This is a genomic window from Nocardia sp. NPDC050793, assembly GCF_040654065.1.
In the GTDB taxonomy this organism is placed as follows: Bacteria; Actinomycetota; Actinomycetes; order Mycobacteriales; family Mycobacteriaceae; genus Nocardia.
Genome location: NZ_JBFAHG010000005.1, coordinates 232,772 through 257,617, shown reverse-complemented (window position 1 = coordinate 257,617; position 24,846 = coordinate 232,772). Strand labels below are relative to the sequence as shown.

The window sequence follows — 24,846 nt, the reverse complement described above, 5'->3', positions numbered from 1 at the left end:
GATGAGGAGCCCGTTGTGGAGTCGCGTTACTGGGCAGGCATATTCCCGAAGCGACGCAGGTCGATGCCGCGCCCGTGGACGGACTGGGTGCGGCTGGGCGCGGTGGTGATTCTGGTGGTCGGCACGCTCAGCGGGTTCGCGGCCCGCGACCCGCTGCGGCGCCTGGCCACCTGCAACGACGGGTGGCCGAGCACGGCGGCGTGGGCGGCGGGCGACGAGTGCGTCGGATTGTCCGAGGGGCCTTACTCTTTCGGGCTGCCCGCCTTCGAACACGTGATGCGGGTGATCGACGAGCAGAACCGCACCGCGCCCGACGGATGTCCCGGCACACCGGTGACCGTGGGTGTGTTGCTGACCATGACCGACGAGCTGGCGGGCAGCCGCGCGGTGCACGAACTGGAAGGGATGGCCGTCGGCCAGCGGCGGGCCAACGACACCGGATGCGTGCATCCGATGCGGCTCGTCGTCGGCAATCTCGGCGACTACGGCGACAGCGCGGCGACGGCAGTGGCGCGAAAGCTGGCGCAGCGCGGCGACGTGGTCGCCGTAGCTGGCATCGGTTTGAGCGACCAGACCACGGCGGAGGTTGCCGATCTGCTTGCCGCCGAGAAGATTCCGATGGTGTCGGACGTGGTCACCGCCGAGGGCTTCGACCAGTCCGGCTCCGCGGGCGACGATCCCGATTTCACCCGGTGCGACAAGGACATCACCTACCCGCAGGGCATCGGCAAGGACTACTTCTACCGGGTCGCCTTCCGTGTCGCGGTGCAGGTCCGCGCGCTCGGCGCGGTGGCGCCGATCAGGCCGGATTTCGTGATGGTCCCCACCGGTGGATCGGACCCCTACACCTGCACGACGCTGCCGTTCCTGCATCGACAGTACGGCGGCGATTTGCTGGAGGTGAAATTCGACGCCGAGGAGCCGACCACCGTGTCGCAGACCGCCCGGCGGGTCTGCGCGACAGCCAAGGATGTGACGATCGCCTATCTGGCTCGCGGACGCGACCTCGGCCGCCTGCTCTACAGCCTGGACGAGGCCTATGCCAACGGCCAGTGCGCGGCCACCTCGATCACGGTGCTGAGTACCTCCGACGGAAACCGGCTGCGCACCGTGGAATCCGATGCCGCGCTGGAAGACCTGCGCAGCAAGGCGCTGAGCTCGCCGAGCTTCACCGGCGGACGGGTACGTCTGCTGTTCACCCTCGTGGCGGGCGCCGACGGGCCCGAGCAAGACAACCCGCAGTGGTTCGCATTCGAAGAGGCCTATGCCGCAGCGGGATTCGATCTCGCGCACACCGGCGACGGCTGGGCGGTCAACGCCTACGACGCGCTGAGCACCGTCGTCACGGCGGTGCGCGCGCTCCCGGCCGCGTCAACGGTGCAGCGCAGTCAGGTCAACATCACCATCGGTGGGTTCACCTCGCCCGAGCTGGCCGTGGCAGGCGCGGGTGGCCCCATCTTCTTCGACAACAGCGGTAACCGCGTTGTCTTCGACAAAAGCGGTAACCGCGTCGATTCCGTCCCGGCGGTTGTCCGGCTGTGTCCGGTGGACATTTCCGGCGCTCGGTCGTACGTGCCGACCGTCGAGGCGAAGCCCGGCGAGCCGACGCCCGAGTGTGTGCGCGGAGCGTGATTTCGCAAGGGGCGCTGACGATTCGACAGCTGAGCGGATCCGTCGGGGGTGCGTGATACGGTACGGCGCGGACGGCGAAAGGTCGTCCGTACGGGTGAGGGGGAGTGCCTGAACATGATCTATCGCAACAAACTGACGCAGCTCCTGCTGGCGACGGTCTTGGCGACGGGTCTCGGCGCGGTGTTCCCCGCGACCGCGCACGCACAGGGAGTCGCCTATCCCGGCATGACGATCACGACCGGCGAGAGCATCTGCTCGGTCGGTGCGACCGGGCACATGGGCGAAGCGAAATACGCGGTGACCGCCGCGCACTGTTTCCAAGAAGGGCGGCGCGTCTACGACGAGAACGGCAGGCTGATCGGCCGGTACGAGCAGAGCCACGGCGACGACGCCACCATCGGCGGGATCGGTTTCGCGCTCATCCGGCTGGCCGCAGGGGTAGGGGTCTCGGCCTCGCTCGGCAACTTCGGCATCGAGTCCACCTACACCGATGCCCAAGTGGGACAGGAGGTCTGCCACGTCGGCTGGGCTACCAACTGGACCTGCGGCCGGGTCAGCGAGGCCGGCGATACCTTCTTCGTCGCGGATTTCGCGGCCGACAAGGGAGATTCGGGCGGCATCGTCTACTTCCCGACGCCGCAGGGCCGCGCGGCCTTTCTCGGCATCGTGATCGGCACCCTGGAATCCGGCGGAGTGCTGGTCGAGTCGGCCAACTATCTGCGCGACACCATCGATGCCCATGCACAGGGGTCCGACCACTTCCGTTGGTACGTCGAGTGATTCGGAAAGGAGAACGGGACAGGCCGTCCCGCTCTCCCGGCACGGCTCGCTAGCGGCCCTGGTGGCTGTTCAGCCCGCCGAGCCGCTTGGCCTCGGTCGGCTGGGCCGCGGCGCCCTTCTTACCCGCTTCGGCGGCCCGCCTCGGGTCGTTGTCGAAGCTGCCGCCGCCGGCCTTGCCGCCCTGACTGGCGATCCTGCGCTGCTGCTCGGAATCCATTGCCGCGAAACCTCGTTGGTTGCCTGCCATGCTCATCCTCCCTCGGAAGGTCGGCGGTTGCGATGGCGCCGGATCCCGCCACCACTCGTGGCGCTACCCGGGACCGTGGCGAGCAAACGTGTGCGTTCCGATGTCGAGCGCTTGTCGTCGGTTCCGCTTACTCTCGACATCGGCGGAGAACCGTGGAAGGGGAGTAATCATGGGTCGTGTCGAGCATTCGGGGATCGGCGAAGCGCCGGTGGATTTCGCGTTCGACTACGTGGCCGACTATCGCACTGTGCCGAAGTGGATGTTCGGTGTTCGGCATTTCACGCCCGTCGGCGCGCAGACCTCCGGTGTCGGCGCGGTGTTCGACACGGCGGTGCATCTTGGCCCGACGACGCTGAAGCTGCGCGCCGAGATCATCGAATGGGAAGACGGCGCGAAACTTTCGCTGCACGCGATCAAAGGCATCGAGGGCACCGTCCGGTGGAGCTTCGAGGCCGTCGGCGAGCGGAGCACCAAGATCGGCGTTGTGGTCGACTACCGGGTGCCGGGCGGGTTGGCCGGACGGGCACTGGACAAGATCATCCAGGCGTTCGTCGGTCCGGCCATCCGGCACACCGAGAACAGCCTGCGCGAGCAGGTGCTGGCCGCATACCGGGAGTCTCTCGACAGAACACCGGAGCACTGAGACAACCGAGCACTGAGACAACCGAGCGCTCGACAATCCGGGCGTTGAGTACGACGCTGGCGTCGAGGACGACCGTGCCCGGAGACGATCCGAGCGCTGAGACCGACGCGAGCGCCGACTCAACCGCCGCCGTGAGAACCATCCGGACGCCGCGCTGCCTGTCGTAGGCTGAGCCGGTCGCGAGCACAGGAGTTTCGGTGGTTACATCCTTGGTCAAGGGGCAGAACGGGCCCGTGGCGGCGGCGCGGGTCGTGGTGTCGGTGCGTACCGAGGCGGCGGTCGACCTGTCGGCGCTGCTGGTCACCGAATCCGGCGCGGTGCGCTCCGACGCGGACTTCGTGTTCTTCAACCAGCCTGTCGCGCCCGGCGTCGAGCTGACCTCGGGCGTGCCCGCCGCGCTGGCGATATCCCCCGGGGCGCTGCCGGATGAGATCGCGCAGGTGCGCGCGGTGCTCACCTTGGACGATTCCGCCGACACCTTCGGACGCTTCGCGCCGCCGATCGCCACCGTCGCGGACGACCGGGGAAACGTGCTGTACGAGTACGTCATCGAGGGGCTCGGAACCGAATCGGTGGTCATCGCGCTCGAGCTGTACCGGCGCGGTGCGCAGTGGAAGGTGCGCGCGGTCGGGCAAGGGTACGCGGGCGGGTTCGCGGCGCTCGTGACCGATCACGGTGTCGTCGTGGACGACGAACCCGCCGACCCCGCGTCGCGGTTGTCGCCCGCGACACCGTCCCGCGAGGCTGCGGCCGACCCGGCCGCACGGCAGGCACCGCACCCCCAGGCCGGAGCGCTGCCGTCGTCGGCGTCCGAGTTCGTCCCGATCCCCGCGGCCGCGCAGCATCCCGAAACCGTCCCGGCTCAGGCGAACCGGACGCGCGAGCCGGACGTGCGCACCGTGCCCGGCGAGGCGATGCTCTCCTTCGAGAAGCGCACCGTGCTGGATCTGCGCAAGCGCGAGGTGGCCAAGGTGCTGATCGACGAGGACGCGCTTGGCGTTCGGGCGCGGGTGGTGCTGGTCATCGACAAGACCGGCAGCATGGTCAAGCAGTACCGGAAGAAGGTGGTGCACCGCGTGGTGGAGCGGATGATTCCGATCGCCACCCAGCTCGACGACGACGGAACGCTCGAGGCCTACCTGTACGCGCTGTCGTACACCAGGCTGCCCGATATCGCGGTGGCCGAGGGCGATCGCTGGTCGGAGACCTACCTGCATCTCAGCGGCACGCACGCGGGCATCGACTACAGCGGGCTCGGCGGCCGCAACGACGAGTTGCCGATCATGCGCGCGGTCATCGATACGCTGCGGCCCGGCGGCCGTCCGACGCTGGTGCTGTTCTTCACCGACGGCGGCTTCGCAAAGAAGCAGGAGATCACCGCCCTGATGCGGGAAGCCTCTCGGCTGCCCGCGTTCTGGCAGTTCGTCGGGCTCGGTCAGGCCAACTACGGACTGCTGCGCAGCATCGACGAGATGGACGGCAGGCTAATCGACAACGCCGGGTTCTTCGCGCTCGATGACATCGACCGCGTCGACGACGCGCAGCTCTACGCCAGGTTGCTAGGCGAGTTCCCGCAGTGGTTGCGCGCCGCGCGGGCCGCGGGCGTGGCGAGCTGACCCGCGCCGCTGCGCCTCTCGAGTTCAGCCGATGACGAATTCACCCGCTGATGAAGCTCAGCCGATGACGGCGTTCATGATGGTGCCCGCGCTGGTGGCGACCACGCCGCCGATCATCGCGCCTGCCACCATCTTCGGCGACTCGAGGCCGCCGCCGGACCACTTCTCCCAGGCGAACCGGCCGCCCGCGTAGATGATGCCGCAGACACCCGACAGCAGAACGAACCAGGTCAGGTAGCGGACGAGCTGGAGGATCTTGTCGGACACCGGCGGCGCCTCGGGCGTCGGATTGCCGATCTGCGCCAGGGTGTCGTGTGCGATGGCCAGGATCATCGTGTGCTGCTCATTCCGGGTTCGGGACAAGAAGAATCGCTGAATGGATGGTATCCGGTTCTTCGGCGTGACGCAGAAACCTCGTGACGTCGTGCGGACGCCGTTGTCCCTCAGCGTCTTGCGAGCGACCGGGTCCGTCCGGATCATGGGTGGGAACGTGGTGGTCGACCCGGTCGCCACGAACCGGTGAATCCCGAGGTAACCAACAATGAGCATGATCTTGATGTCGGTCGGGGACACGTATTCCATCCTGGCGCAGATCGGTAACCCGACTCCCGAGGCGCCGCCGTTGTCGGACAAGCTGATGCAGTTCGTCCGCTACGGGACCTGGTTCGCGATGCTGTCCGGCGTCACGAGCATCATCTACGCGGGCGGCCGATTCGCCTGGGAGAAATGGTCCGGCGGGGCGTTGCAGTCGCCGAAGATGGTGGCAGGCGCGATGCTCGGCGGTGTCGTCGCGACCAGCGCGGGCACCATCATGAACGCCGTCGTCGGCAGCTGACGGAGACCGGCTGCCCCGGAGTGCGCTCGCGTGCGTTCTCTGGGCAACTGGCCGTTCAGCGCAATGGGCCGGTTCAGCTCTCCCAGGTCCAGAGCGGCACCGCGCGGATCGGGTGCAATTCCTCGTCGGTGCTCGCGTGTGAGTTCTGCTGCGCCACTTGCGCACCGAACTCCACGTGCGAGCGCACCGCGTCGCGGAACGCCTCCGACTCCAGCAGGCCCGCCTCCTCGAACGACGCCAGGTACAACTCGGCGAAGCGCTCGCGCTGTTCGTCGGTGATCTTCAGGTGCCGGTGCACCTCGATGAGGTAATCGAACCCCAGTTCGCGACTGAATCGATCCGGGCCGCCGAACGATTCCGAGGTGAACCAGGTGAGGTGGTCGACGTGGGTCGGGCGGCGCTCGGGGAACAGCGATTTCAGCACCGGATCGGCGAGCACCTTGTCGTAGAAGGCGGACTCCACTCGGCGCAGCGCCTCCTCGCCTCCGGCGTGTTCGTACATGCTCGTCATGGGTGACCTCTCCCCTTCGTACGGCTGTGCCAACCATTAGAGGCCCGCGCGCCGGAGTTCGCGTGTGGTTTCGCGCAGAGCGGACCCGAAATCCGCCCTCCGTTGCCGCGGGTCCGCGCTCCCGCCTTCAGATACGCGCGCCCTTGGCGCGATTGCAAGCGCGGCAGAGGATCTGCAAATTGCTCGCGCTGGTCGCGCCGCCGCGGCTGAGCGGAATGACGTGGTCGAACTCGAGGTAGTGACCGCTGCCGCACTCGACGCACTTGCCGCCGTCACGTTGCCACACTTCGGCTTTCACCTCCTGCGAGATGCTGCGCGTGTCGCGCTGCCCCGGCGTGAGCACCAGGCGCTTCGCGACCCGCAGCGCGCCTTCCAACGCGGCCGCGACGTAATCGGGGTCGGCGACTTCGAAGCTCGCGCCGCCGCGCGCCGAGGTCGCCGCGATCATCACGACACCTGCCTCGACGTGCACCGAGACGACCCGCGACCACGGCATCTCCACGCCCGCGCCGCTGCCGACGAAGCGGAGCTTCTTGTTGCTGGCGATCAGCCTGCCCTCGGTGAGCTTCGGTCCGCGGGCCAGCTGGCGCACGTGCGTGGCGACCAGGTCGAGATGCACCTTCTCCTCCGAGTCCAGGTGCAGGCCGGGCGTGCGGACCACCGGCAGATCGCCTTCGCGCAGCCTGCACAGCGTGCGCCCGCGGTGCATCCGCCTGCGCAGATCCTCGACGAGCGGGCCGGTCAGCAGCAGCTCGCCGATGGCGCGTTCGAAGGTGTCGTATTCGTCCTGCTGGATCGCACCGTCCGCGAACGCGAAGGTGACCAGCCGCTCCACATAGCTGAGGCCGACCTCGCGCAGCGCCGTGCGGCCGATGTTCTCGTCGATGCGCTGGTACCGCAGCGACGCCCACAGCGCCTCCCACGGCTCGCCCTGCGGGCCCGACGCGATCAGCACCCGCCAGGCTCTGGTGTGCCAATGGGTGAGGAACTCCTCGATCTCGGCCTCGCAGAACTGACAGGGCGCTGCGCCGCCGAACAGTTTGCGTCGCAGTGCGTTTCCACAGCGTGCGCAGGCACGTGGGCCGGATGGGATACGGCGGAAGGTCGCCGAGGTCCATTCGGCTCCGTCCCACCAGCGCAGGCGCGTCGGGTCCTCGGGGTCCGAATGCCAGTCGGCGCGTTCGGGATTCGGCGGTGGCGGTGGCGGAGCCGGTTGGCTGGTGCGCCGGGTCAGGTCGACGTGCTGCGGGATGCGCGGCGGTCCGCCCGCGACGGAGGGTTGGGAGGGCGCGGAGGACGCAGGGCCCGCCGCTCCGGCGGATTCGTGTCCTGGCGACAGCGCTCGCCTCGATGTCGCCTGTGAGTCGACAGGTTGCGCGGCGCCCGCGTGGCGCGCGGAGGTTCCCGCGGCATCGCCGTGCTCGGCTCGGTGCGGCACGGTCTCCTGGACCGGCCGCGCCGGATAAGGGGCGCCCGAAGGGAGATGCCGGTCCGAGAACGGATCCGCGGGCCGCGGTGTGCGGGCCCGACGCGGCGAATCGTCCACCGCGACGCCGAACTCGGTGACCAGCCCGGCCAGGCCGCTGCTCCACCCCTGACCGATGGCGCGGAACCGCCAGCGCCCCTCCCGGCGGTAGAACTCGCCGAACATCATGGCGGCCACCGCGTCGGCGTCCTCGATGTCGAAGCGGGCGACCGGGCCGTCGGCGGCGAAGACGGTCACCGTCAAACCCGCTATCTCGCCGAATGTTCCGTGGTCGAGCGAGCCGCTGACCACGATCCGGTCCACGTCGCTCTCGGTGCGGGGCAGCGAGACGCTCAGCCGCGCGGTCCCCGGCTCGGGCTCCTGGTCCAGGGTCACCGCCTGCGACACGTGCCGAGGCGCGTTGTAGAACACCAGATCCCGGTCCGTGCGCACCGTGCCGGTGTCGTCCAGCAACAGCGCGTTCGCGTCGACGACATGCTCCGACCGCCATGAAACGACAACGGCTAGAAGGGATGTCGGTACCGGCGCGTGCGCGCCCTTGCTCAGTTTCATCGTGCTCGAATATTGCCACGCCCCTCCGACACGCCGAATTCGTCGGGTCCGCGCGCGGGCGCGCCGAGGCGACACAGACCGGGCGGTCGGGGAATTACCGGTGTTCAGGCGTCCGGTCGGGCACAGTAGTGCCATGACTACCCCGAGGGGGTCGGGCCGCAAGAAGCAGACCCCGAAGACAGCGGGACCGCGCGTCCCCGGCCCCGCGGAGATTCTGGCGGCCGCGCAGTCGGCGGTGGAGGCGGCCCAGTCGGTGGCGGGTCAGGCGCTGGAATCGGCGCAGCTGACCGCGGAACACGCCTTCGACGCCGCGGTCCGGCTGCCACCGGCCTCGGCCCAGCTGGCCGCGCAGCTGCCCGATCTGATCGAGAGCCTCTCGGTGGCCATCGACAGGCTCAACTCGACCATCGACCGGCTGGACCGGACGCTGGCGCTGGCCGACCCGGCCTTCGCGGCCTACGACCGGCTGCTGCCGCGACTGGAGGCGATGATCGCCCTCGGCGAGGACGTGCTCGGCAAACTCGCCAGGCTGCCCGGCATTTCGATGCTCGGCAAGGTGACGGGACTGGGCGGCAGGCGGCCCGGCGAGGAGGAACCGCCGCCCAAGCCGCCGAAACGGCGGCGCTGACCGGATTCAGCAGGCGGCGCGATAGGTGGCCGCCGCCTTCAGCAGCACCTCGCGGTACTCCTCCTCCGGGTCGGAGTCCAAGACGATCGCGCCGCCCGCACCGATGCGCCACTCGCCGCCGTGCCGCACCGCGGTGCGGATGACGATGTTCAGGTCCGCGGTGCCGCCGAGACCGAGGAACCCGATGGTGCCGGAATAGACGCCGCGTGCCTCGGTCTCCAGTTCGTCGATGATCTCCATGGTGCGCAGCTTCGGCGCGCCGGTCATGGAGCCGCCGGGGAAGCAGGCGCGCACGCAGTCGATGACGTCGACGTCGGGGCGCAGTGTCCCGCGCACCGTCGAAACCAGTTGGTGCAGCGTCGTGTACGTCTCGGTGGCCATCAGTTTCGGCACGTGCACGCTGCCGATCTGGCAGACGCGTCCGAGATCGTTGCGCAACAGGTCGACGATCATCAGGTTCTCTGCCCTGGTCTTGGGGCTGTCGGCGAGTTCGCGGCGCAGGCGCTCGTCCTCGGCCGGGTTCCCACCCCGCGGCGCGGTGCCCTTGATCGGCTTGCTCTCCACGGTGCGCGCCCGGTCGACCTTGAGGAAGCGTTCCGGCGACGAACAGGCGATCTCCAGGTCGTCGAAGCGCAGGAACGCCGCGTACGGCGCCGGGTTGCAGCGGCGCAGGGTGCGGTAGAAATCGAGGCCGGTGGTGTCGGCGGCGACGGTGAGATTGTCGGTCAGGCAGATCTCGTAGGACTCGCCCGCGTGCAGCCGGTCCAGGCAGACGTCGATGTCGGCGAGATACCGCGCGCGGCCACGGGTGAGCAGCCCTTCGACCGCCGCGATATCCGAATCGACCTCGAGCGTAGGCGGATTGGACCAGGTCGGCAGGGCGGCGAGCGCCTCGGCGGTATCGCGCAGCCAGTCCGCCGCCGCCCGCGCGGTGTCGCCTGCGGGATCGGTGAGGGCCAGCAGATGAGTACGTCCGGCGACGTGGTCGACCACGACCAGCCGGTCCGCGAAGATCCACTGCGCGTCGGGTGTCGGGGCGCGGTGCGCCGCGTTCGCACCGCAGTCGGCCTTCACCTCGTAGCCGAGATAGCCGACGTACCCGCACGCGAAGTCGAACGGCAGATCGGGGATTTCGACGGTGCGCCAGCGCAATTCGGCGGCGAGGTAGTCGAGCACGTCGCCCGCGACGGTGCGGCGCTCGCCGTCGGCGGTCTCCACGACAACGGAACCGTCGCCGACGCGATACCGGACCACCTCGGCCAGCGGCCCGCTCGCGTCGCCGAGGAAGGAGAAGCGGTCGAGGCCGGGTTCGACGTGCTCGCTGTCCAGCCAGAACGCGGTCGGCGAATCACGATAGAGGCGCAGGAACGCGGCCTCGGTGTCGACGGCCCGATCGATGATCTCGTGGCGCAGCTGCCAGGGCCGCTCGGGTTCGCCGCTGCGATAAGGACTTTCGATGTCGGACTCCGGCGACATTCGGGGCGGCGTCTTGACCGCGCCGGGGCCGAGGTCGATCACCGTGCGCTCGGTGGCGAAGCCGGAGCTGTCGGCCGGCCAGGCGGGTTCGGGAGCATCGGCCGCGCGGGCCGGTCGGTGGCGGGTCGCCGCGGCCGAAAGGGACACCGCCGGGAGTTGTCGAGCCGTGGTGATGTTCGCCGCTTCGGCTGGTCGCTGGAGTTCGACGGTCACCGTTCGGCCGGCCGTCACGCCGACGGGTCTGCGTCGAGTGCCGGTGCTCGAGCGTTCGTGGTGCGCCGCGGTGAGTTCGGCGAAATTGCGCAGCAGCGTGGCGCCGTGCTCGCTGGCGATGGACTCGGGATGGAACTGCACGCCCCACTGGGGTCTGATCCGGTGGCGCACGCCCATGATCACGCCGTCCCGGGTGCTCGCGGTGATCTCCAGGTCGCCGGGCAACGGCCGGATCGCGCACAGCGAGTGGTACCGGACGGCGGTGAAGTTCTGCGGGAGACCGGTGAACAGCTCGCTGTTGTCGTGGCGGACCTGGTCGAGGTAACCGTGTCGCGCGATCGGGGCGGGCGCGACGAGACCGCCCGCCGCCACGACGATGCCCTGGTGGCCGAGGCACACCCCGAGCAACGGGAGCTCGGTGGTGGCGATGACGGCGGCGGAGATGCCGACGTCACGCGCGATGTCGGGACGGCCGGGGCCGGGGGAGACGACGACATTGGCGAAGCGATGCAGATCCAGCCGGGCCGGGTCGTCGACCTCGTCGTTGCGCACGACCGTCGGCTCGACGCCGTTCACCTCGCTGATCAGCTGATACAGGTTGTAGGTGAACGAGTCGTAGTTGTCGATCAACAGCGTGTGCATGGTGTGCCAAACCCTACGCCTGGCCCGGCGGCGCGAACTGTTGTCACATGCCTTCAGTTGCTGTGGGCGAGTGGTGCAGAATGTGGGGCATGTCTGTTGCGCAACCGGTCGAAGTGGATCGCGAGGTCGTCGATTTCGCGATCGTCGGGAAATGGATGGAAGAACAGGGCCTGCCCGGCGGCGCGTTCGAGGGGGTGACCTCGCTGGGCGGCGGCACGCAGAACATCATGCTGCGGTTCCAGCGCGGCGGCCGGGACTATGTGCTGCGGCGCGGGCCGAAGCATCTGCGGGCCAAGAGCAACGAGGTCATCCGTCGTGAGGCGCGACTGCTCGGCGCGCTCAGCGGGACCGGCGTTCGCGCGCCCGAGGTCGTCGCAGCCTGCACCGACGAGTCGGTCATCGGCGCGGTCTTCTACCTGATGGAGCCGATCATCGGCTTCAACCCGCAGAACGAGCTGCCCGAGCTGCACGCGAACGATCCCGAGATCCGGCGGCAGATGGGCCTGTCCGCGGTCGAGGCGATCGCCCGGCTCGGTGCGCTCGACTACCGGTCGCTCGGCCTGGAGGACTACGGCAAGCCGGAGGGATTCCTGGAGCGTCAGGTGCCGCGCTGGCTCGGCGAGCTCGAATCGTATTCGGTCAACGAGGGTTACCCGGGTCCGGAGATTCCCGGCGTGCGGCAGGTCGGGGAGTGGCTGGACCGCAACCGGCCCGCGAACTGGACGCCGGGCATCCTGCACGGCGACTGTCACCTGGCCAACATGATGTTCTCCTACGAGGGGCCGGAGGTCGCGGCGATGGTGGACTGGGAGATGTCCACCATCGGCGATCCGCTGCTCGATCTGGGCTGGCAGATCGCGACCCGGCCCGAGCCGGGCACCACCGGAGCGGCGCTGGTCGGCAAGCTCGGCGCGGTCGGCGGTCTGCCGACCCCCGAGGAGATGGTCGAGCACTACGGCCGGTTCTCCGATCGCGATCTGAGCCACGTCACCTGGTACACCGTGCTGGCCTGCTTCAAGCTGGGCATCGTGCTGGAGGGCACGCACGCGCGCGCCTTCGCGGGGAAGGCGCCCAAGCAGGTCGGCGACTTTCTGCACGCCATCACCCTGGAGCTGTTCGAGCGGGCGCATCGTCTGATGGAGTGACGGACCGTATCTCGACGAAGTCTGGCCGTATATGGATGGCGATTCATATACGGCCAGTTCTATTTTCGACGCATGCCGATCGTTCCCGATGTGAAGAACTGGACCTGGGTGCTGGAGCGCGCCTGCCCCGAATGCGGATTCGACGCCGCCGCGACCGTATACGAGCGGGTGCCCGCGCTGGCGCGGGAGAGCGCCGACCGGTTGCGCGCAGTACTCGAACGCCCCGATGCGCGGCATCGGCCGGACGAGTCGACCTGGGCGCCACTGGAGTACGCGGCCCACGTGCGCGATGTGTGCCGGATCTTCGCGTACCGGGCCGCGGTGGCCACGCGCACCGCCGCGGTGGATCCGCGGGTGCCCGCCTTCGACGCTCGCGGGCTCGCCGCGGACGAGACGCCGGACGGCGTTCCGGTCTTTTCGAATTGGGATCAGGACGCGACCGCGATCGCCGACCGCTACGACACGCAGGAGCCTGCTGCGGTCTCGGGTGAGCTGGCGCTGGCGGCCGAGACGGCGGCCCGGGCGTTCGAAGCGGTGCCGATAGCGGACCGCGGTTTGCGGGTGCGGCGCGGCGACGGGTCGTTCTTCACCGTCGACTCGCTGGCGAAGTACTTCGTGCACGACCTCGTCCATCACGTCCACGACGTTCGCGGCTGAACGGGGGCCAATTCTAGAACGTGTTCGGGCATCGCGTCCTTTCGCACCGATGATTTTTACGGCCGGTACTAGAACGCGTTCCACTTTTCTCGTACTGTGGGTGCAGTCACATTGAAGCACTGTGCACGCGAGAGGTCGACAGGAATGAAGACGAAGGGCGCGATCCTGTGGGGGATCGACGAGCCGTGGTCGGTGGAAGAGATCGAGGTCGGCGATCCGGTCGCCGGCGAGGTGCAGATCCGGATGGAAACCGCCGGTATGTGCCACTCGGATCACCACATCGTCACCGGTGCGACACCGATGCCCGCGTTCCCCGTGATGGGTGGCCACGAAGGCGCGGGCGTGATCACCAAACTCGGGCCGAACGTGCCGAGCGATCTCCAGGTCGGTGACCACGTCATCCTGTCGTTCATCCCGGCGTGCGGCCGCTGTCCGGCTTGCGTTTCGGGCAACATGGCGCTGTGCGACCTCGGCGCGGGTCTGCTGCTCGGCCAGGCGATCAGCGACGGCACCTACCGCATCCAGGCGCGCGGCCAGAACGTCATCCCGATGTGCCTGCTCGGCACCTTCGCGCCGTACATGACGGTGCACCACACCTCGGTGGTGAAGATCGACCCGACCATCCCGTTCGAGGTGGCCTGCCTGGTCGGGTGCGGCGTGCCGACCGGGTTCGGCTCCTCGACGCACGTGGCCAACGTGATGCCAGGTGAGACCGTGGTGATCGCGGGCATCGGCGGCGTCGGCATGAGCGCGCTGCAGGGCGCGGTGCTCTCCGGCGCGTCCAAGGTCGTCGCCATCGACCCCAACCCGTGGAAGCGGGAGCAGGCGCAGAAGTTCGGCGCCACCCACACCTACGCCAGCATGGCCGAGGCCATCATGCCGCTGATGGACGCCACCGAGGGACGGATGGCCGAGAAGGTCATCCTCACCATGGGCGAGATGCACGGCGACTACATCGAAGAGGGCCTGATCCTCACCGCCAAGGCGGGCACCCTGGTGGTCACCTCCATGGGCCGCATGGACGCCGGCGACGTGAAGATGAACAGCTTCCTGCTGTCCATGCTGCAGAAGACGGTGAAGGGCTGCATCTTCGGCGGCGGCAACGCCCGCCAGGACGCGCCGCGCCTGCTGTCGCTGTACAAGTCCGGCCAGCTCAACCTGGACGACATGGTGACTCGCAGCTACAAGCTGGAGGAGATCAATCAGGGCTACCAGGACATGTTGGACGGCAAGAATATTCGCGGCATCATCCGCTACACCGAAGCCGACTGGTAGATCAGCGGCCGACCCGCTCGGCGAGCCGGACCGCGACCTGGGTGATCAGATCGTGCGGCATCGGCGCGCCGAGCGGGAACCGCAACGTCCCCTTGCCCGCGCGGTAGGGCTCGATCGCGCGCTCGAAAGCCATGTCGCCCTCCGGGATCGGGTAGAGGCTGACGTGCTCCTTCCATCCCGCGAAGTGCACGATGTTACGGCCGTGCAGCTTGAAGGTCGGGATGTCGTAGCTGATCGACTCGACGGCGCCGGGCAGGGCGGTGTGGATCGTCCTGCGCAGCTCGGCCAGGGCGGCGCGCACTTCTTCCGGAAAGCCCGAGATGTAGGCGTCGATGGTCGCGGGACGCCCTGCCACGAGGTCCTCCGATCGGGTGATCGATCCGACGAGTAGGTCGAGCGTCGTCAGTGTACGCAGCCATGGGCGGGTTACCCGGCTCATCCAGGCGGAATCGGCCGTGGTCGCGTCGGTCGTGTCGCAGTCACCGGTCGAGGTGATCTCGGCGACGCACGATCGCTGCCGATCCGGACCGTGTCACGGAACGGCCATGTCGCGGGAATCGCCCGGTCCTGTATGTCGGATCGGCGTCCACACCGCCGGTCGACTGCGTGCTGCGTGCGATCAGCAGCGCCGCGGCGATCGGACTCTGCTGCCCAGCAGTGCTTCGCGCGCGGTGCGATTGCGCATGGTCGAGGACGGCCATACCGAGGCGACATCGCCGCCGCTGGTACGTGGCCGCGTGCTGCATGCGATCAGCAGCGCTGGGCCGATCAGTAGCGCTGCGGCGATCGGACTCTGCAGCGCAGCAGTGCTTCGCGCGCGGTGCGGTTGCGCATGGTCGAGGACGGCGATGCCGAGGCGGCGTGGCGTCGCCGGTACGTGGCCGCGTGCGATCAGCAGTGTGGGACCGATCAGTAGCGCTGCGTGCGATCAGACCTTGCAGCGCAGCAGTGCCTCGCGCAGGTTGCGGCTGCGCACGTCGTCGAGGACGGCCATGCCGAGGCGATTCATGGTGTAGCCGAAGCCGAGACCGGTGCTCGGATCGGCGAAGCCGAACGAGCCGCCGAGGCCGGTGGTGCCGTAGGCACGTTTGTCGGAGCCGAACCGGAACGAACCGCGCGACTTCCGGAAGCCCAGGTGATAGCGGCTCTTGGTGTGCAACACCAGATCCTCGGCGGGCACGTCGTCGGCGGTGTCGGCCGCGGCGAGCAGGCCGAGCAAGTCGTCGGCGATGGGCAGCGCGCCGGTGCGTGCCGCGGCCGCACCGTAGATCTTGGCCAGCGAGCGGGCATTGCCCACGCCGCCGTGGCCGGGCAATTCCACGCCGAGGAACTCGCGGCGAGTCGCTCGCGCGGGCGCGCCGCAGCGCGGGTTGGTCAGTGCCGCATGGGAATACCCGCGCTCCAGGAAGACCTCGACGCCGATGCGCAGCGGCACGTCGCGCTCGTAGCGCAGGATGTCCATGCCCTTGGTGGCCGAGAGCACGGCGACGCGCTCGATCGGCTCGTCGGCGGGCAGGCCGATGAAGAAGTCCGCGCCGAGCGGCTCGGCGATGTCCTCGGCGAAGACGCGTCCGAGCGTCCGGCCACGAGGATCGACGCGGCGCACCAGCTCGCCCTGGTAGAGCCCGAGGGTGATCGCGTGATAGCCGTGCCGGGTGCCGGGCCGCCACGCGGGCTTCTGCGCGGCGAGGATCTTCGCGAGGCCGTCGAGATCGGCGATCTGCGACAGTTTCACGATGGTGTCGAGTCCCGACAGTCCGGCCTGGTGATCGATGAGCTGGCGTACCGTGATCGCGCCCTTGCCGTGCGCGGCGAACTCCGGCCAGTAGTCGGCGACCGGCTTCTCGTAGTCCAGGACGCCCTTCGACACGGCGGACGCGACCACGAACGCCGCCATGCCCTTCGTCGAGGAGAAGACCGGCACGATCGTGTCCCGCTCCCACGGCTGCGTGCGATGCCGGTCGCGGTACCCGGCCCACAGGTCCACCACGGGCTGGTCGCCCGCGAAAACGGCTACGGCCGCGCCGATTTCGCCGTGCCGGGAGAAATTGCGACGGAACGCGTCGGCGACCGGGCCGAAGCCGGGGGCCACCTCGCCGTGGATCGTGGGTGCAGTCATGGTGCGTCGATGGTACCGGCGGTACCGAGATCTTCCCCCGGGGCTGTGCACACCGGACCGATTTCCGGTCGCGGTGGCACGGCGCCGGCGCGGTCTCGTTAGGCTCGTTTCGTGCGTGCACTCGAGCAGATCAAGGACTGGCCGGTTCGACACGCGGCCGCCGGTGTGGTCACCGGCGCGGGCGCGGTCTCGCAGGGCGACGCCGAGCGCGTCTTCCCGCTGGCCTCGGTCACCAAGCCGCTGGTCGCCTACGGCGTGCTCGTCGCGGTGGAAGAGGGCGCGATCGAGCTCGACCAACCCGCGGGACCGCCGGGCGCGACCGTCCGCCATCTGCTCGCGCACACCTCCGGCCTAGCCTTCGACACCACCGACGTGCTCGCCGAACCAGGCGCCCGCCGCATCTACTCGAGTTCCGGTTTCGAGGTGCTCGCCGAATTCGTCACCGAGCAAACCGGTATCGCGTTCGACGAGTACCTGCGGGACGCGGTGTTCGAACCGCTCGGCATGGAATCCTCGGTGCTCACCGGATCCGCCGGACACGCTTGCCGGTCCACCGTTGCCGACCTGCTGCTGTTCGCCGCCGAACTGCTGAACCCGCGGCTGATCTCCACGCAGACCCACGCCGAGGCGACCACCGTGCAATTCCCCGGCGTGAACGGCATCTTGCCGGGCTACGGCTCGAAGCGGCCCAACGACTGGGGACTCGGTTTCGAAATCCGCGATGGGAAATCCCCGCACTGGACCGGCGGCGCGAACTCCCCGCGCACCTACGGCCATTTCGGCCAGTCGGGCACCTTCCTGTGGGTCGATCCGGCAATTGGGGTGGCGTGTGTCGCGTTGGCGGACGAGAATTTCGGCGACTGGGCACGGGAGGTGTGGCCGGTCCTGAGTGACGCGGTGATCGCCGAAGCGAGACTCGCGGGCAACACGCTCGCGAAGTAACATACGTAACTTCGGGCACTCCAGTACACTCAGGCAACGCCAGCTGGACGGGTCGTTGGGGAAGACGTCCCTCGTCTGAGCTGGAGGTAGTGGTGCGCGCATCGAGTCAGTTCGCGGACGCGACGGCGGGTGTGGTGTGGATCCACTCGTCGCCCGCCGCGTTGTGCCCGCACGTCGAGTGGGCACTCACCTCGGCACTCGGTTCCCCCGCGAAACTGCGCTGGACCACCCAACCCGCCGACGGTCAACTGCGCGCCACCAGCGACTGGATCGGACCCGTCGGCACCGCCGCCAGGATCGCCCAGTCGTTGCGCTCTTGGCCGGTGCTTCGATTCGAGATCACCGAGGACCCCAGCGACGGGGTGGACGGGGAGCGCTACAGCTTCGTGCCCGGGCTGGGGTTGTGGCACGGGTCCACCAGTGCCAATGGTGATGTCACCCTTGGCGAGATGCGGTTGCGGGCGATGCTTCAGGCGGCGCGGGAGCTGGGGAAGTACTCGGCGTACGACCTGGCTTCAGAGATCGATCGCGCGTTGGGGACCGCGTGGGATGAGGATCTGGAGGTCTTCCGCTCCGGGGAGTGTGGTGCGGGTGCGGAAGTGACGTGGTTGCGGCGGGACGTGGGGTAGGTCTTCGGTTAGACCCGCGCGAATTGGGTTCCGCCGCTTGGGTTTCCGGTGGTGCGGTGTGGGGTTTCGTTGGCTTTGGCGTTCATGGGTTGCGTTGGGGTTGGTCGTTGCGTTGGGGAACGTGGTTCCGGGGGCTTGGCCTGCTAGTTCACGCGCGGTTGTTTCAGGTTTGCCTCGAACGGTGCTGGGCGCGTCGGGAGCCGTACCCGGCTTACCTCCCGCAGTCGGTGGGCGTGGGCTCGAGTTCCGGCGTAGTCATCTGGCTGCGGTCCCGTTCTGGTCGGGAGCGGGCGGGGTTCCGGCGTCGGAGTGCGGTGGGTGCGGTGATCGCACACGGAGTTCGCACTCCTGACACTCGCACTGGCGCTGTGACGGGTAAGTGCGTGTGAGGCAGTCGGTGCGACGGTGGCGCGCGTCGCGGGTGAGCACGTGCCGGTTCGGAAAATCGACGGTAGTCATATGGTGGCTATTCGATCTTGAACGGCCACCATATGACTACCGTCGAATCCATTTCTCTATCGACCGTAGTCAAATGGTGGTTGGGGCCTTGACAGACCGACGAGCTCTTCACATTTGCACTCTCTGGACGCAACCACAGCCCGTCGACCACGCCGGAAGCCCGGATCGCGCACCACAACTGCGGGAGGTAAGCCGGGTACGGCACACGACGTGCCCAGCACTGCTCCGAGGCAAACCTGGGTAGGTAGACCTACTGAGCACCGGCAACATTGGGTCCGAAACCCGGGCAGGCCCACCCTCTGGGAACCCCCAACGCTGGGCCCGTCAACCCGACGCAATCCTCCGCCCAAACGAAACCCAAGGACCCGACGGTAGGCGCACCCGGTCGAGCCCCAGCACTGGGAACCGTCGACGAACCGGACATGCCACGCCAAGCCCTCACCGCCTCAGCCTGGGTAACACCAACCGGCTAGCTTCCGGGTGGCCTCACATGCCAGCCGCGAAAGCCCATGAGGATCAGCTGTCTTCGGTCCGCTGCGAACTCACCCGATGGCTCGGAGCAAGCGCCCCCGACCTCGACGCGGACCGCACCCACGGCCACGTCATCAAAGCCCACGCGGCGAGCAGCAAACCGGCCACGGTCGCCAGGTACCAAGGCCACGGTCCGAGCACGTCGAGCAGCGACAGGGTCGAGGGCTTCCGGTTGACGAAACCGTAGTTGGTGTCGGCGAGGGAGTTGAAGACGAACGTGACCGCGACCCACGCCACGGTGACCGCCACGGCGAACCAGTAGCTGCGCCAGGTCGGATGCATGCCGATGCCCCAGGTCAAGTAGATCGCGGCCCAGACGACGGCCAGGTGGATCGCCCAGAAAGCCAGGAACTCGTAGTTCGGGAAGTCGGGGCTCTGCAGCGCCGGTGATATGAGCGCCTGTGTGCTCAGGGTGAGGCACCAGTAGTAGGTCAGCGCGTATGCCCAGCGCTCGTGTGTCAGCAGCGCGTAGCCGGCGACGATGGTCGCGAGATCGGTCAGGCGCAGCGGCACCGAGCGGCTGAGGGCTGGCGGGAACAGGGTGGAGAGATAGATCGCCAGATAGAGCCCCAGCGTCACCACCCCGAACGTCCGGCTGAAACGGCGTGCGGCGGTGTCGTTTCGGTGCTTTCGTCCGATCACGACGACCAGCACCGCGCCCACCGCGAACAAGGCCAGCACGATCCAGTGCGACAGCCCGTATGCGGAGAAATCCCGCTGCGCCGTGGGTGCGTCCACCTAGCCAGTTTAGTGGTGCCGTGGCGTGGATTTTGTGGACGCGGTGCGGGGCGAGTCCCCGAGCAGCGCATCGATGGCGTCGGCTGGTCTGTCTGCGTTCAGTCCGACCACCCGGCGTGCACAACTCCACGTCGAGCATTCGCCAGGGCGTGGAACTGGGGGCAGGTCAGCCGGTCCGCGATCGCGTGGTCAGGCCGCGACCGCGGTGCGGCGGCGCGCCGCGGTGATGCGGCGGCCGATGACGCCCTGGCGTGGGGCGAACAGGTACACCAGCGTGAACGCAACACCCTGGACCACGACCACCATCCCGCCCGGTGCGGTGTCGAGGTGGTAGCTGACGTACAGGCCGATCACCGAGCAGAGCGCGGACACCGCAGGGGCGATCAGCAGCATGCGGCCGAAGCGATCGGTGAGCAGGTACGCCGTGGCTCCGGGAATGATCAGCATGGCCACCACCAGGATGACCCCGACCGCCTGGAGCGCGAGGACCGCGGTCAAGGCGAGCAGCGCGAGGAGCGCGGTGCCGAGAATGCGAGGGCGCAGGCCGATGGCGTGCGCGTGGGTGGCGTCGAAGGCGTAGAGGGTGAAGTCGCGTCGCTTCAGGACGAGGGCGGTGAGGACGATGACGGCGAGGATGGCGATCTGGACGAGTTCGTCACGGCTCACGCCGAGCAGGTTGCCGAAGATGATGTGGTTCAAGTCGGTTTGGCTCGGTGTCACCGAGACCAGGACCAGGCCGAAGGCGAACAGCGTGGTGAACACGATGCCGATCGCCGCGTCTTCCTTGACCCGGCTGGTATTGCGGACGACGCCGATGAGTCCGACGGCGAGGAAGCCGAAGACGACCGCGCCCACCGCGAACGGCGCGCCGACGATGTACGCGAGGACGACACCGGGTAGCACCGCGTGCGACACCGCATCGCCCATCAGGGACCAGCCGATCAGCACCAGCCAGCACGACAGCGTCGCGCACACCACGGCGGTGACGAGGGTGGTGGTCAGCGCCCGGACCATGAACTCGTAGCGCAGCGGATCGACGAAGAACTCGACCAGGGACATCTCAACCCGCCTTCGGAAGTGAATCGCGTTCCAGCACATCGAGTCCGAAGGTCAGGGCCAGTTTCTCCGGGCGCAGGATCTCGTGGGTGTCGCCGTGCGCGAGGACCTTTCGCATGAGCAGTACCGATTCGTCGGCGAGATCGGGAAGTGCGTGCAGGTCGTGGGTGGACACCAGGATGGTGGCGCCGTCGGCGGCGAGTTCACGCAGCAGCGTGGTGATGGTGGCTTCGGAGCGCTTGTCGACTCCGGCGAACGGTTCGTCGAGCAGCAGAATCGTTGCGCCCTGGGCGATTCCGCGCGCCACGAAGGCGCGTTTGCGTTGTCCGCCGGACAATTGACCGATCTGGCGGTCGGCCAGGTCGGTCAGTTCCACACGCTCGAGAGCGTGTGCCACGGCCTCGCGATCCGCGCGACGGGGGCGGCGGGTGAAACCCATATGGCCGTAGCGTCCGGTCATCACCACATCGCGCACCGAGAGCGGGAAACTCCAGTCGACAGCCTCGCTCTGTGGCACATAGCCGAGCTTTCCGGCGCGCCGCGCGGCCGCGGGATCGGCTCCGTCGATGCGCGCCGTGCCCCGATCGGGTCGCACCAGACCCATGATCGTCTTGAACAGCGTCGACTTGCCGGAGCCGTTCATGCCGACGAGTCCGCACACGCGTCCTGGTTGCAGGGTCAGATCGACGCCGTCGAGCGCAAGCACCTCGCCGTAGTGGACTGTGACATCACGGATTTCGATGCTGGGCGTCATGGCCGGGCTCCCGTCAACGCCGCACTGATGGTCTTGGCGTCGTGCCTGATGAGATCCAGGTAGGTGGGCACCGGGCCGTTCGCCTCCGACAGCGAGTCCACGTAGAGCACGCCGCCGAACCGTGCCCCGGTCGCCTCGACCACGCGCTGCATGGGCGCATCCGAGACCGTCGATTCGCAGAACACGGCGGGCACCCGGTTCGCACGGACGAAATCGATGGCCGAGGTGATCTGCTGCGGTGTGGCCTGCTGTTCGGCATTGACGGCCCAGATGTACTTCTCGGTGAGCCCGGCGTCGCGAGCCAGGTAGGAGAACGCGCCCTCACAGGTCACCAGAGCGCGCTCGTTGGGTGGCAGCGTGGCGAGGGTGGATACCAGTTCGTCGTGGATCTTCTGAAGTTCGGCCTGGTAAGCCGCGCCTGCGGCTTCGAAGTCGGCGGAATGTTCCGGATCGAGTTCGCTGAACGCGCGAATCATGTTGTCCACGTAGACCTTCACGTTCAGCGGCGACATCCACGCGTGCGGATTCGGCTTGCCCTGGTATGCGTCTTCGGTGATCGACATCGGCGTCACGCCATCGCTGACGACGACGTGCTTCACGTCGACATCCTCGACGAACTGCGCGAACCAAGCCTCGAGGTTCATGCCGTTGTCGAGGATGAGATCGGCGGTCGAGGCCCGGCGCACATCGCCCGGAGTCGGCTCGTAGCCGTGAATCTCCGCGCCCACCTTCGTAATCGATTCGACGGCGAGATGCTCACCCGCGACCTGACGAGCGATATCGGCGAGCACGGTGAACGTGGTCAGCACCACCGGCTTCTCGTTCCGGTTCGCGGACTCGCCACAGGCGGCGAGGGTAGCGGTCATCGCGACCGTGCCGAGCAGGGCGGCGAGCGCACGAGCGGGGGTGCGGAACAACGGATGGAGCCAAACCTTCACAGGCCGAATAGTAAAGTTCGGCGTACCTAAATTTCAAGTTGGAGCGTTCCGAACAGTGCTTTCGCTCCCGCCCGGTGCCGAGGGTGACAACTTGGGAACCCCGGGGTCAGCGGCGTCCAGCAAAGCGGCCGCCGTGTCTGCTGCCTCGAACGGTATTCGACAGCACTGTCGGCGAGATGGCAAAGGCCGATGACGTGCGCCGTCGAGGTCCGCCGTCGACCACCCTCCGAGCGCTTCCTTTGAGGCCCGTGCGCATCCGATCAGCAGTCAGGAAAGCAGTGGTCACGGCTTGCTGCGGTCCGGGTTAGAGCAGCGCCCGCCGAGCGAACACCCACCGGACACTGACCACCCGACGCAACCACAAGCATGAGGGTCCGGGGGGAGCGGCTTTGGGTAGGTGAGCCAGAGGCGGGGGTCCGGGGGCGGAGCCCGCCGGGTGGGGGGTGGGGGCTCCGCCCCCGCAAAACACGACGAAACGAGACAAGGCCCGCGCCCTCCGTGGGCATGGGTCTCGCATCGAGTGAAGTGGGCGCAGAGGGGATCGAACCCCCGACCGCTGGTGTGTAAAACCAGTGCTCTACCGCTGAGCTATACGCCCGTGTCCCGTCGGTGGGGCCGACGGGCAACGGTCTATGAATCTAGCGCGGAGAGCGCTTTCTCCCAAGCCGCCTGGTCACGGGGCTCTCCGGGGCCGTTCATCTCGGAGAAGCGGATGTATCCGTCGCGGTCGACGACGAAGGTGCCGCGGTTGGGATAGCCGGACTTCTCGTTGAAGACGCCGTAGGCCTGGGCGATGGCGCCGTGCGGCCAGAAGTCGGAGAGCAGGGGGAAGGTGTAGCCCTGCTCGGCGGCCCAGATCTTGTGGGTTGGCGGCGGGCCGACGGAGATGGCGAGGATGTCGGCGTTGTCATTCTGGAACTTGGGCAGCTCGTCGCGCACCTTGCACAGCTCGCCCTGGCAGATGCCGGTGAACGCGAGCGGATAGAACACGATCAGCACGTTCTTCTTGCCGCGGTAGTCCGACAGCGTGACGTCCTGGTTGTTCTGGTCCCGCAGCGTGAAATCCGGCGCGAGGGTGCCCACCTCGAGCGGCATACGCGATCCTCCATCGGTTCGGGTCTCCACCGGGCGGCGGTAACACCGCCCGGCGAAACCATAGCGAAAGGCTCAGCGCTGCTTCGACGGAGCCTTCGGCTGTACCAGTCTGCTGCCGGTCCAGGCGCCGAGGCTGATCGCCGAGGTCTGGGTCAGACCGGCGGTCGGCGCTGCTTCGGCGATCTCGCTCGGATCGACATGGCCAGGCTGGCCGGTCTTGGGAGTGAGGACCCAAATGAAACCGTCGTCGGCCAGTGGGCTGATGACCTCCATCAGCTCGTCGGCCAGATCGCCGTCCCCGTCTCGCCACCACAGCAGTACGGCGTCGACGACCTCGTCGGAGTCCTCGTCGACCATTTCACCACCGCTGGCGTCCTCGACATCGGCCCTCAGGTCGTCGTCGGTATCCTCGTCCCAGCCCAGCTCCTGGACAACCATGCCGTGTGTAATGCCAAGCTTCTGAGCGTAGTTCTGCGCGTCCGCCGCGGCGACCACGGTGGTGTCCTCCTCAACTCCAGACAGTAGATAGTTGCAAGCGAACATGGTTATCGGCTCGAGCGCAAGCCGATCGGCCGAAATGATCACGAATGTCGCGTCGGACGCCGTGTCGTCCGCGTTACGGGCACGCGGTGCGGACGGCGTTGCGCGCGTCGTTCACCCGCTTGCTCGCCTCGTTGAGCGCGCCGACGGGCGCGGTGTAGGTCATGGTGCGGGTCTCCGCGGCCAACGCGCGTGCGGCGGCGACATATTCGGTGAGGTTCGCGACCAGATCCGGCGGCAGAGGCTCCGCGGCGGTGTTCACTCCGGTTTCGACCTTCGTTGCGGCGTCTTCGAGGGTTTGCACTGCCGCGTCGCGCTTCGCGGCGTAGTCGGGTGCGTTGGAATCATGCGCGTCGACGAAGGCGTTGTAGCTCGTCACGCCCGCGCCGGTGATGGCGGGGAACTGCGCGCAGTTGTCGCTGATCGCCTGGGCTTGCGCCGCCGCCCGCCGTGAGGAGGTGGCGGCGGCCGACGATGCCGCCGCTTCTGTCTTGTACGCGGCCAGCTCCGACGTGTTCGGATAGGCGTTCCCCGCCACCCGATCGGCGCAGCCTGCGACCGTCAATCCGGCCGCGACGGCGGCGGTCGCGCACACCAGTCCGAACCCGCGTGGGTTCAGCAGCTTCATCGTCCTCTCCACTCTCGGTGGTCCATCGGCGGTCATCGAAAAACAGGTGTTCAGGCGGCTGAGCGACGCCAAGTTCCCG

General features: G+C 68.0%; 25 protein-coding genes and 1 tRNA gene. 11 read left to right on the top strand and 15 right to left on the bottom strand.

The genetic code is table 11. From position 1 onward, the window contains the following. Window positions 1–15 precede the first annotated feature (15 nt). Both AB0H50_RS19225 and AB0H50_RS19220 read left to right on the top strand, forming a co-directional pair. A complete protein-coding gene (locus AB0H50_RS19225; RefSeq protein WP_357454104.1) occupies window positions 16–1,632 on the top strand; it encodes an ABC transporter substrate-binding protein in 1,617 nt (538 codons plus the stop codon). Window positions 1,633–1,746: 114 nt separating this feature from the next. After that, on the top strand, window positions 1,747–2,412 hold the full coding sequence (locus AB0H50_RS19220) for a trypsin-like serine protease (RefSeq protein ID WP_357454101.1): 666 nt from the start codon (window positions 1,747–1,749) through the stop codon (window positions 2,410–2,412). A gap of 49 nt (window positions 2,413–2,461) precedes the next feature. On the opposite strand, the gene AB0H50_RS19215 is transcribed toward AB0H50_RS19220, so the two are convergent. Further along, the gene (locus tag AB0H50_RS19215) at window positions 2,462–2,659 is read right to left on the bottom strand and encodes a KGG domain-containing protein (RefSeq protein ID WP_357454098.1); all 198 of its coding nucleotides are present in this window, start codon (window positions 2,657–2,659) and stop codon (window positions 2,462–2,464) included. Between the two features lie 169 nt (window positions 2,660–2,828). Between AB0H50_RS19215 and AB0H50_RS19210 the strand changes: the two genes are divergently transcribed. Together AB0H50_RS19210 and AB0H50_RS19205 are read left to right on the top strand one after the other, a co-directional pair. After that, window positions 2,829–3,302 (top strand): SRPBCC family protein, encoded by a 474-nt coding sequence (locus AB0H50_RS19210; RefSeq protein WP_357454095.1) that lies wholly within the window; start codon window positions 2,829–2,831, stop codon window positions 3,300–3,302. A gap of 197 nt (window positions 3,303–3,499) precedes the next feature. Beyond that, entirely contained in the window at window positions 3,500–4,918 is a 1,419-nt protein-coding gene (locus AB0H50_RS19205) for a VWA domain-containing protein (protein WP_357454093.1), read from the top strand. A gap of 57 nt (window positions 4,919–4,975) precedes the next feature. On the opposite strand, the gene AB0H50_RS19200 is transcribed toward AB0H50_RS19205, so the two are convergent. Then, window positions 4,976–5,251: a hypothetical protein gene (locus AB0H50_RS19200; protein WP_357454090.1), complete on the bottom strand. Its 276-nt coding sequence runs from the start codon at window positions 5,249–5,251 to the stop codon at window positions 4,976–4,978. Between the two features lie 208 nt (window positions 5,252–5,459). On the opposite strand from AB0H50_RS19200, the gene AB0H50_RS19195 reads away from it, so the two are divergent. Beyond that, on the top strand, window positions 5,460–5,753 hold the full coding sequence (locus AB0H50_RS19195) for a hypothetical protein (RefSeq protein WP_357454087.1): 294 nt from the start codon (window positions 5,460–5,462) through the stop codon (window positions 5,751–5,753). Window positions 5,754–5,826: 73 nt separating this feature from the next. Here AB0H50_RS19195 and AB0H50_RS19190 read toward each other — a convergent pair whose 3' ends face one another. Beyond that, entirely contained in the window at window positions 5,827–6,264 is a 438-nt protein-coding gene (locus AB0H50_RS19190) for a group II truncated hemoglobin (RefSeq protein WP_357454084.1), read from the bottom strand. Between the two features lie 127 nt (window positions 6,265–6,391). Next, complete coding sequence (locus tag AB0H50_RS19185; protein WP_357454081.1) at window positions 6,392–8,302, bottom strand: TerD family protein; 1,911 nt, start codon at window positions 8,300–8,302, stop codon at window positions 6,392–6,394. Window positions 8,303–8,435: 133 nt separating this feature from the next. Here AB0H50_RS19185 and AB0H50_RS19180 point away from each other — a divergent pair, with 133 nt between their 5' ends. Next, on the top strand, window positions 8,436–8,930 hold the full coding sequence (locus AB0H50_RS19180) for a hypothetical protein (RefSeq protein ID WP_357454078.1): 495 nt from the start codon (window positions 8,436–8,438) through the stop codon (window positions 8,928–8,930). A gap of 6 nt (window positions 8,931–8,936) precedes the next feature. Here AB0H50_RS19180 and pabB read toward each other — a convergent pair whose 3' ends face one another. Further along, entirely contained in the window at window positions 8,937–11,261 is a 2,325-nt protein-coding gene (gene pabB / locus AB0H50_RS19175) for an aminodeoxychorismate synthase component I (RefSeq protein WP_357454075.1), read from the bottom strand. 80 nt (window positions 11,262–11,341) lie between these two features. On the opposite strand from pabB, the gene AB0H50_RS19170 reads away from it, so the two are divergent. The 3 genes from AB0H50_RS19170 (at window position 11,342) to AB0H50_RS19160 (ending at window position 14,338) form a co-directional block, all read left to right on the top strand. After that, window positions 11,342–12,406 (top strand): phosphotransferase family protein, encoded by a 1,065-nt coding sequence (locus AB0H50_RS19170; RefSeq protein ID WP_357455303.1) that lies wholly within the window; start codon window positions 11,342–11,344, stop codon window positions 12,404–12,406. A 72-nt stretch (window positions 12,407–12,478) separates the two neighbouring features. Next, window positions 12,479–13,063, top strand: coding sequence for a DinB family protein (locus tag AB0H50_RS19165; protein ID WP_357454072.1), 585 nt, complete (start codon window positions 12,479–12,481; stop codon window positions 13,061–13,063). A 144-nt stretch (window positions 13,064–13,207) separates the two neighbouring features. Then, window positions 13,208–14,338 carry an NDMA-dependent alcohol dehydrogenase gene (locus AB0H50_RS19160; RefSeq protein ID WP_357454069.1) on the top strand — a complete coding sequence of 377 codons (1,131 nt, stop codon included), beginning with the start codon at window positions 13,208–13,210 and terminating at the stop codon, window positions 14,336–14,338. A gap of 1 nt (window position 14,339) precedes the next feature. Here AB0H50_RS19160 and AB0H50_RS19155 read toward each other — a convergent pair whose 3' ends face one another. Continuing rightward, window positions 14,340–14,693: a DUF1801 domain-containing protein gene (locus AB0H50_RS19155; protein WP_357454066.1), complete on the bottom strand. Its 354-nt coding sequence runs from the start codon at window positions 14,691–14,693 to the stop codon at window positions 14,340–14,342. 573 nt (window positions 14,694–15,266) lie between these two features. Next, window positions 15,267–16,457, bottom strand: coding sequence for a serine hydrolase domain-containing protein (locus tag AB0H50_RS19150; protein ID WP_357454064.1), 1,191 nt, complete (start codon window positions 16,455–16,457; stop codon window positions 15,267–15,269). Window positions 16,458–16,568: 111 nt separating this feature from the next. Between AB0H50_RS19150 and AB0H50_RS19145 the strand changes: the two genes are divergently transcribed. Both AB0H50_RS19145 and AB0H50_RS19140 read left to right on the top strand, forming a co-directional pair. Then, the gene (locus AB0H50_RS19145; protein ID WP_357454061.1) at window positions 16,569–17,399 is read left to right on the top strand and encodes a serine hydrolase domain-containing protein; all 831 of its coding nucleotides are present in this window, start codon (window positions 16,569–16,571) and stop codon (window positions 17,397–17,399) included. Window positions 17,400–17,491: 92 nt separating this feature from the next. Further along, the gene (locus AB0H50_RS19140) at window positions 17,492–18,028 is read left to right on the top strand and encodes a DUF3145 domain-containing protein (protein WP_357454058.1); all 537 of its coding nucleotides are present in this window, start codon (window positions 17,492–17,494) and stop codon (window positions 18,026–18,028) included. A gap of 975 nt (window positions 18,029–19,003) precedes the next feature. Here AB0H50_RS19140 and AB0H50_RS19135 read toward each other — a convergent pair. From AB0H50_RS19135 to AB0H50_RS19100, 8 genes are all read right to left on the bottom strand, one after another. After that, window positions 19,004–19,756: a TIGR02206 family membrane protein gene (locus AB0H50_RS19135; protein WP_357454055.1), complete on the bottom strand. Its 753-nt coding sequence runs from the start codon at window positions 19,754–19,756 to the stop codon at window positions 19,004–19,006. 189 nt (window positions 19,757–19,945) lie between these two features. After that, window positions 19,946–20,815, bottom strand: a complete 870-nt coding sequence (locus AB0H50_RS19130; protein ID WP_357454053.1) for a metal ABC transporter permease — start codon at window positions 20,813–20,815, stop codon at window positions 19,946–19,948. A 1-nt stretch (window position 20,816) separates the two neighbouring features. Continuing rightward, complete coding sequence (locus tag AB0H50_RS19125; protein ID WP_357454050.1) at window positions 20,817–21,566, bottom strand: metal ABC transporter ATP-binding protein; 750 nt, start codon at window positions 21,564–21,566, stop codon at window positions 20,817–20,819. Then, window positions 21,563–22,432, bottom strand: coding sequence for a metal ABC transporter substrate-binding protein (locus AB0H50_RS19120; RefSeq protein WP_357455300.1), 870 nt, complete (start codon window positions 22,430–22,432; stop codon window positions 21,563–21,565). The genes AB0H50_RS19125 and AB0H50_RS19120 overlap by 4 nt, the downstream gene beginning before the upstream one ends. 598 nt (window positions 22,433–23,030) lie before the next feature. After that, window positions 23,031–23,102 (bottom strand) — tRNA-Val (locus tag AB0H50_RS19115). Window positions 23,103–23,134: 32 nt separating this feature from the next. Then, window positions 23,135–23,599 carry a peroxiredoxin gene (locus tag AB0H50_RS19110; RefSeq protein ID WP_357454047.1) on the bottom strand — a complete coding sequence of 155 codons (465 nt, stop codon included), beginning with the start codon at window positions 23,597–23,599 and terminating at the stop codon, window positions 23,135–23,137. A 72-nt stretch (window positions 23,600–23,671) separates the two neighbouring features. Then, window positions 23,672–24,094, bottom strand: a complete 423-nt coding sequence (locus AB0H50_RS19105; RefSeq protein WP_357455297.1) for a DUF3052 domain-containing protein — start codon at window positions 24,092–24,094, stop codon at window positions 23,672–23,674. Between the two features lie 121 nt (window positions 24,095–24,215). Further along, the gene (locus tag AB0H50_RS19100) at window positions 24,216–24,767 is read right to left on the bottom strand and encodes a hypothetical protein (protein ID WP_357454045.1); all 552 of its coding nucleotides are present in this window, start codon (window positions 24,765–24,767) and stop codon (window positions 24,216–24,218) included. Window positions 24,768–24,846 lie beyond the last annotated feature (79 nt).

Coding starts and splice junctions, on each gene's coding strand:
- AB0H50_RS19220 (WP_357454101.1), top strand. CDS start 1,747: ATGATCTATCGCAACAAACTGACGCAGCTCCTGCTGGCGACGGTCTTG.
- AB0H50_RS19215 (WP_357454098.1), bottom strand. CDS start 2,659: ATGGCAGGCAACCAACGAGGTTTCGCGGCAATGGATTCCGAGCAGCAG.
- AB0H50_RS19210 (WP_357454095.1), top strand. CDS start 2,829: ATGGGTCGTGTCGAGCATTCGGGGATCGGCGAAGCGCCGGTGGATTTC.
- AB0H50_RS19200 (WP_357454090.1), bottom strand. CDS start 5,251: ATGATCCTGGCCATCGCACACGACACCCTGGCGCAGATCGGCAATCCG.
- AB0H50_RS19195 (WP_357454087.1), top strand. CDS start 5,460: ATGAGCATGATCTTGATGTCGGTCGGGGACACGTATTCCATCCTGGCG.
- AB0H50_RS19190 (WP_357454084.1), bottom strand. CDS start 6,264: ATGACGAGCATGTACGAACACGCCGGAGGCGAGGAGGCGCTGCGCCGA.
- AB0H50_RS19185 (WP_357454081.1), bottom strand. CDS start 8,302: ATGAAACTGAGCAAGGGCGCGCACGCGCCGGTACCGACATCCCTTCTA.
- AB0H50_RS19180 (WP_357454078.1), top strand. CDS start 8,436: ATGACTACCCCGAGGGGGTCGGGCCGCAAGAAGCAGACCCCGAAGACA.
- pabB (WP_357454075.1), bottom strand. CDS start 11,261: ATGCACACGCTGTTGATCGACAACTACGACTCGTTCACCTACAACCTG.
- AB0H50_RS19170 (WP_357455303.1), top strand. CDS start 11,342: ATGTGGGGCATGTCTGTTGCGCAACCGGTCGAAGTGGATCGCGAGGTC.
- AB0H50_RS19165 (WP_357454072.1), top strand. CDS start 12,479: ATGCCGATCGTTCCCGATGTGAAGAACTGGACCTGGGTGCTGGAGCGC.
- AB0H50_RS19160 (WP_357454069.1), top strand. CDS start 13,208: ATGAAGACGAAGGGCGCGATCCTGTGGGGGATCGACGAGCCGTGGTCG.
- AB0H50_RS19150 (WP_357454064.1), bottom strand. CDS start 16,457: ATGACTGCACCCACGATCCACGGCGAGGTGGCCCCCGGCTTCGGCCCG.
- AB0H50_RS19130 (WP_357454053.1), bottom strand. CDS start 20,815: ATGTCCCTGGTCGAGTTCTTCGTCGATCCGCTGCGCTACGAGTTCATG.
- AB0H50_RS19125 (WP_357454050.1), bottom strand. CDS start 21,566: ATGACGCCCAGCATCGAAATCCGTGATGTCACAGTCCACTACGGCGAG.
- AB0H50_RS19120 (WP_357455300.1), bottom strand. CDS start 22,432: ATGACCGCTACCCTCGCCGCCTGTGGCGAGTCCGCGAACCGGAACGAG.
- AB0H50_RS19110 (WP_357454047.1), bottom strand. CDS start 23,599: ATGCCGCTCGAGGTGGGCACCCTCGCGCCGGATTTCACGCTGCGGGAC.
- AB0H50_RS19100 (WP_357454045.1), bottom strand. CDS start 24,767: ATGAAGCTGCTGAACCCACGCGGGTTCGGACTGGTGTGCGCGACCGCC.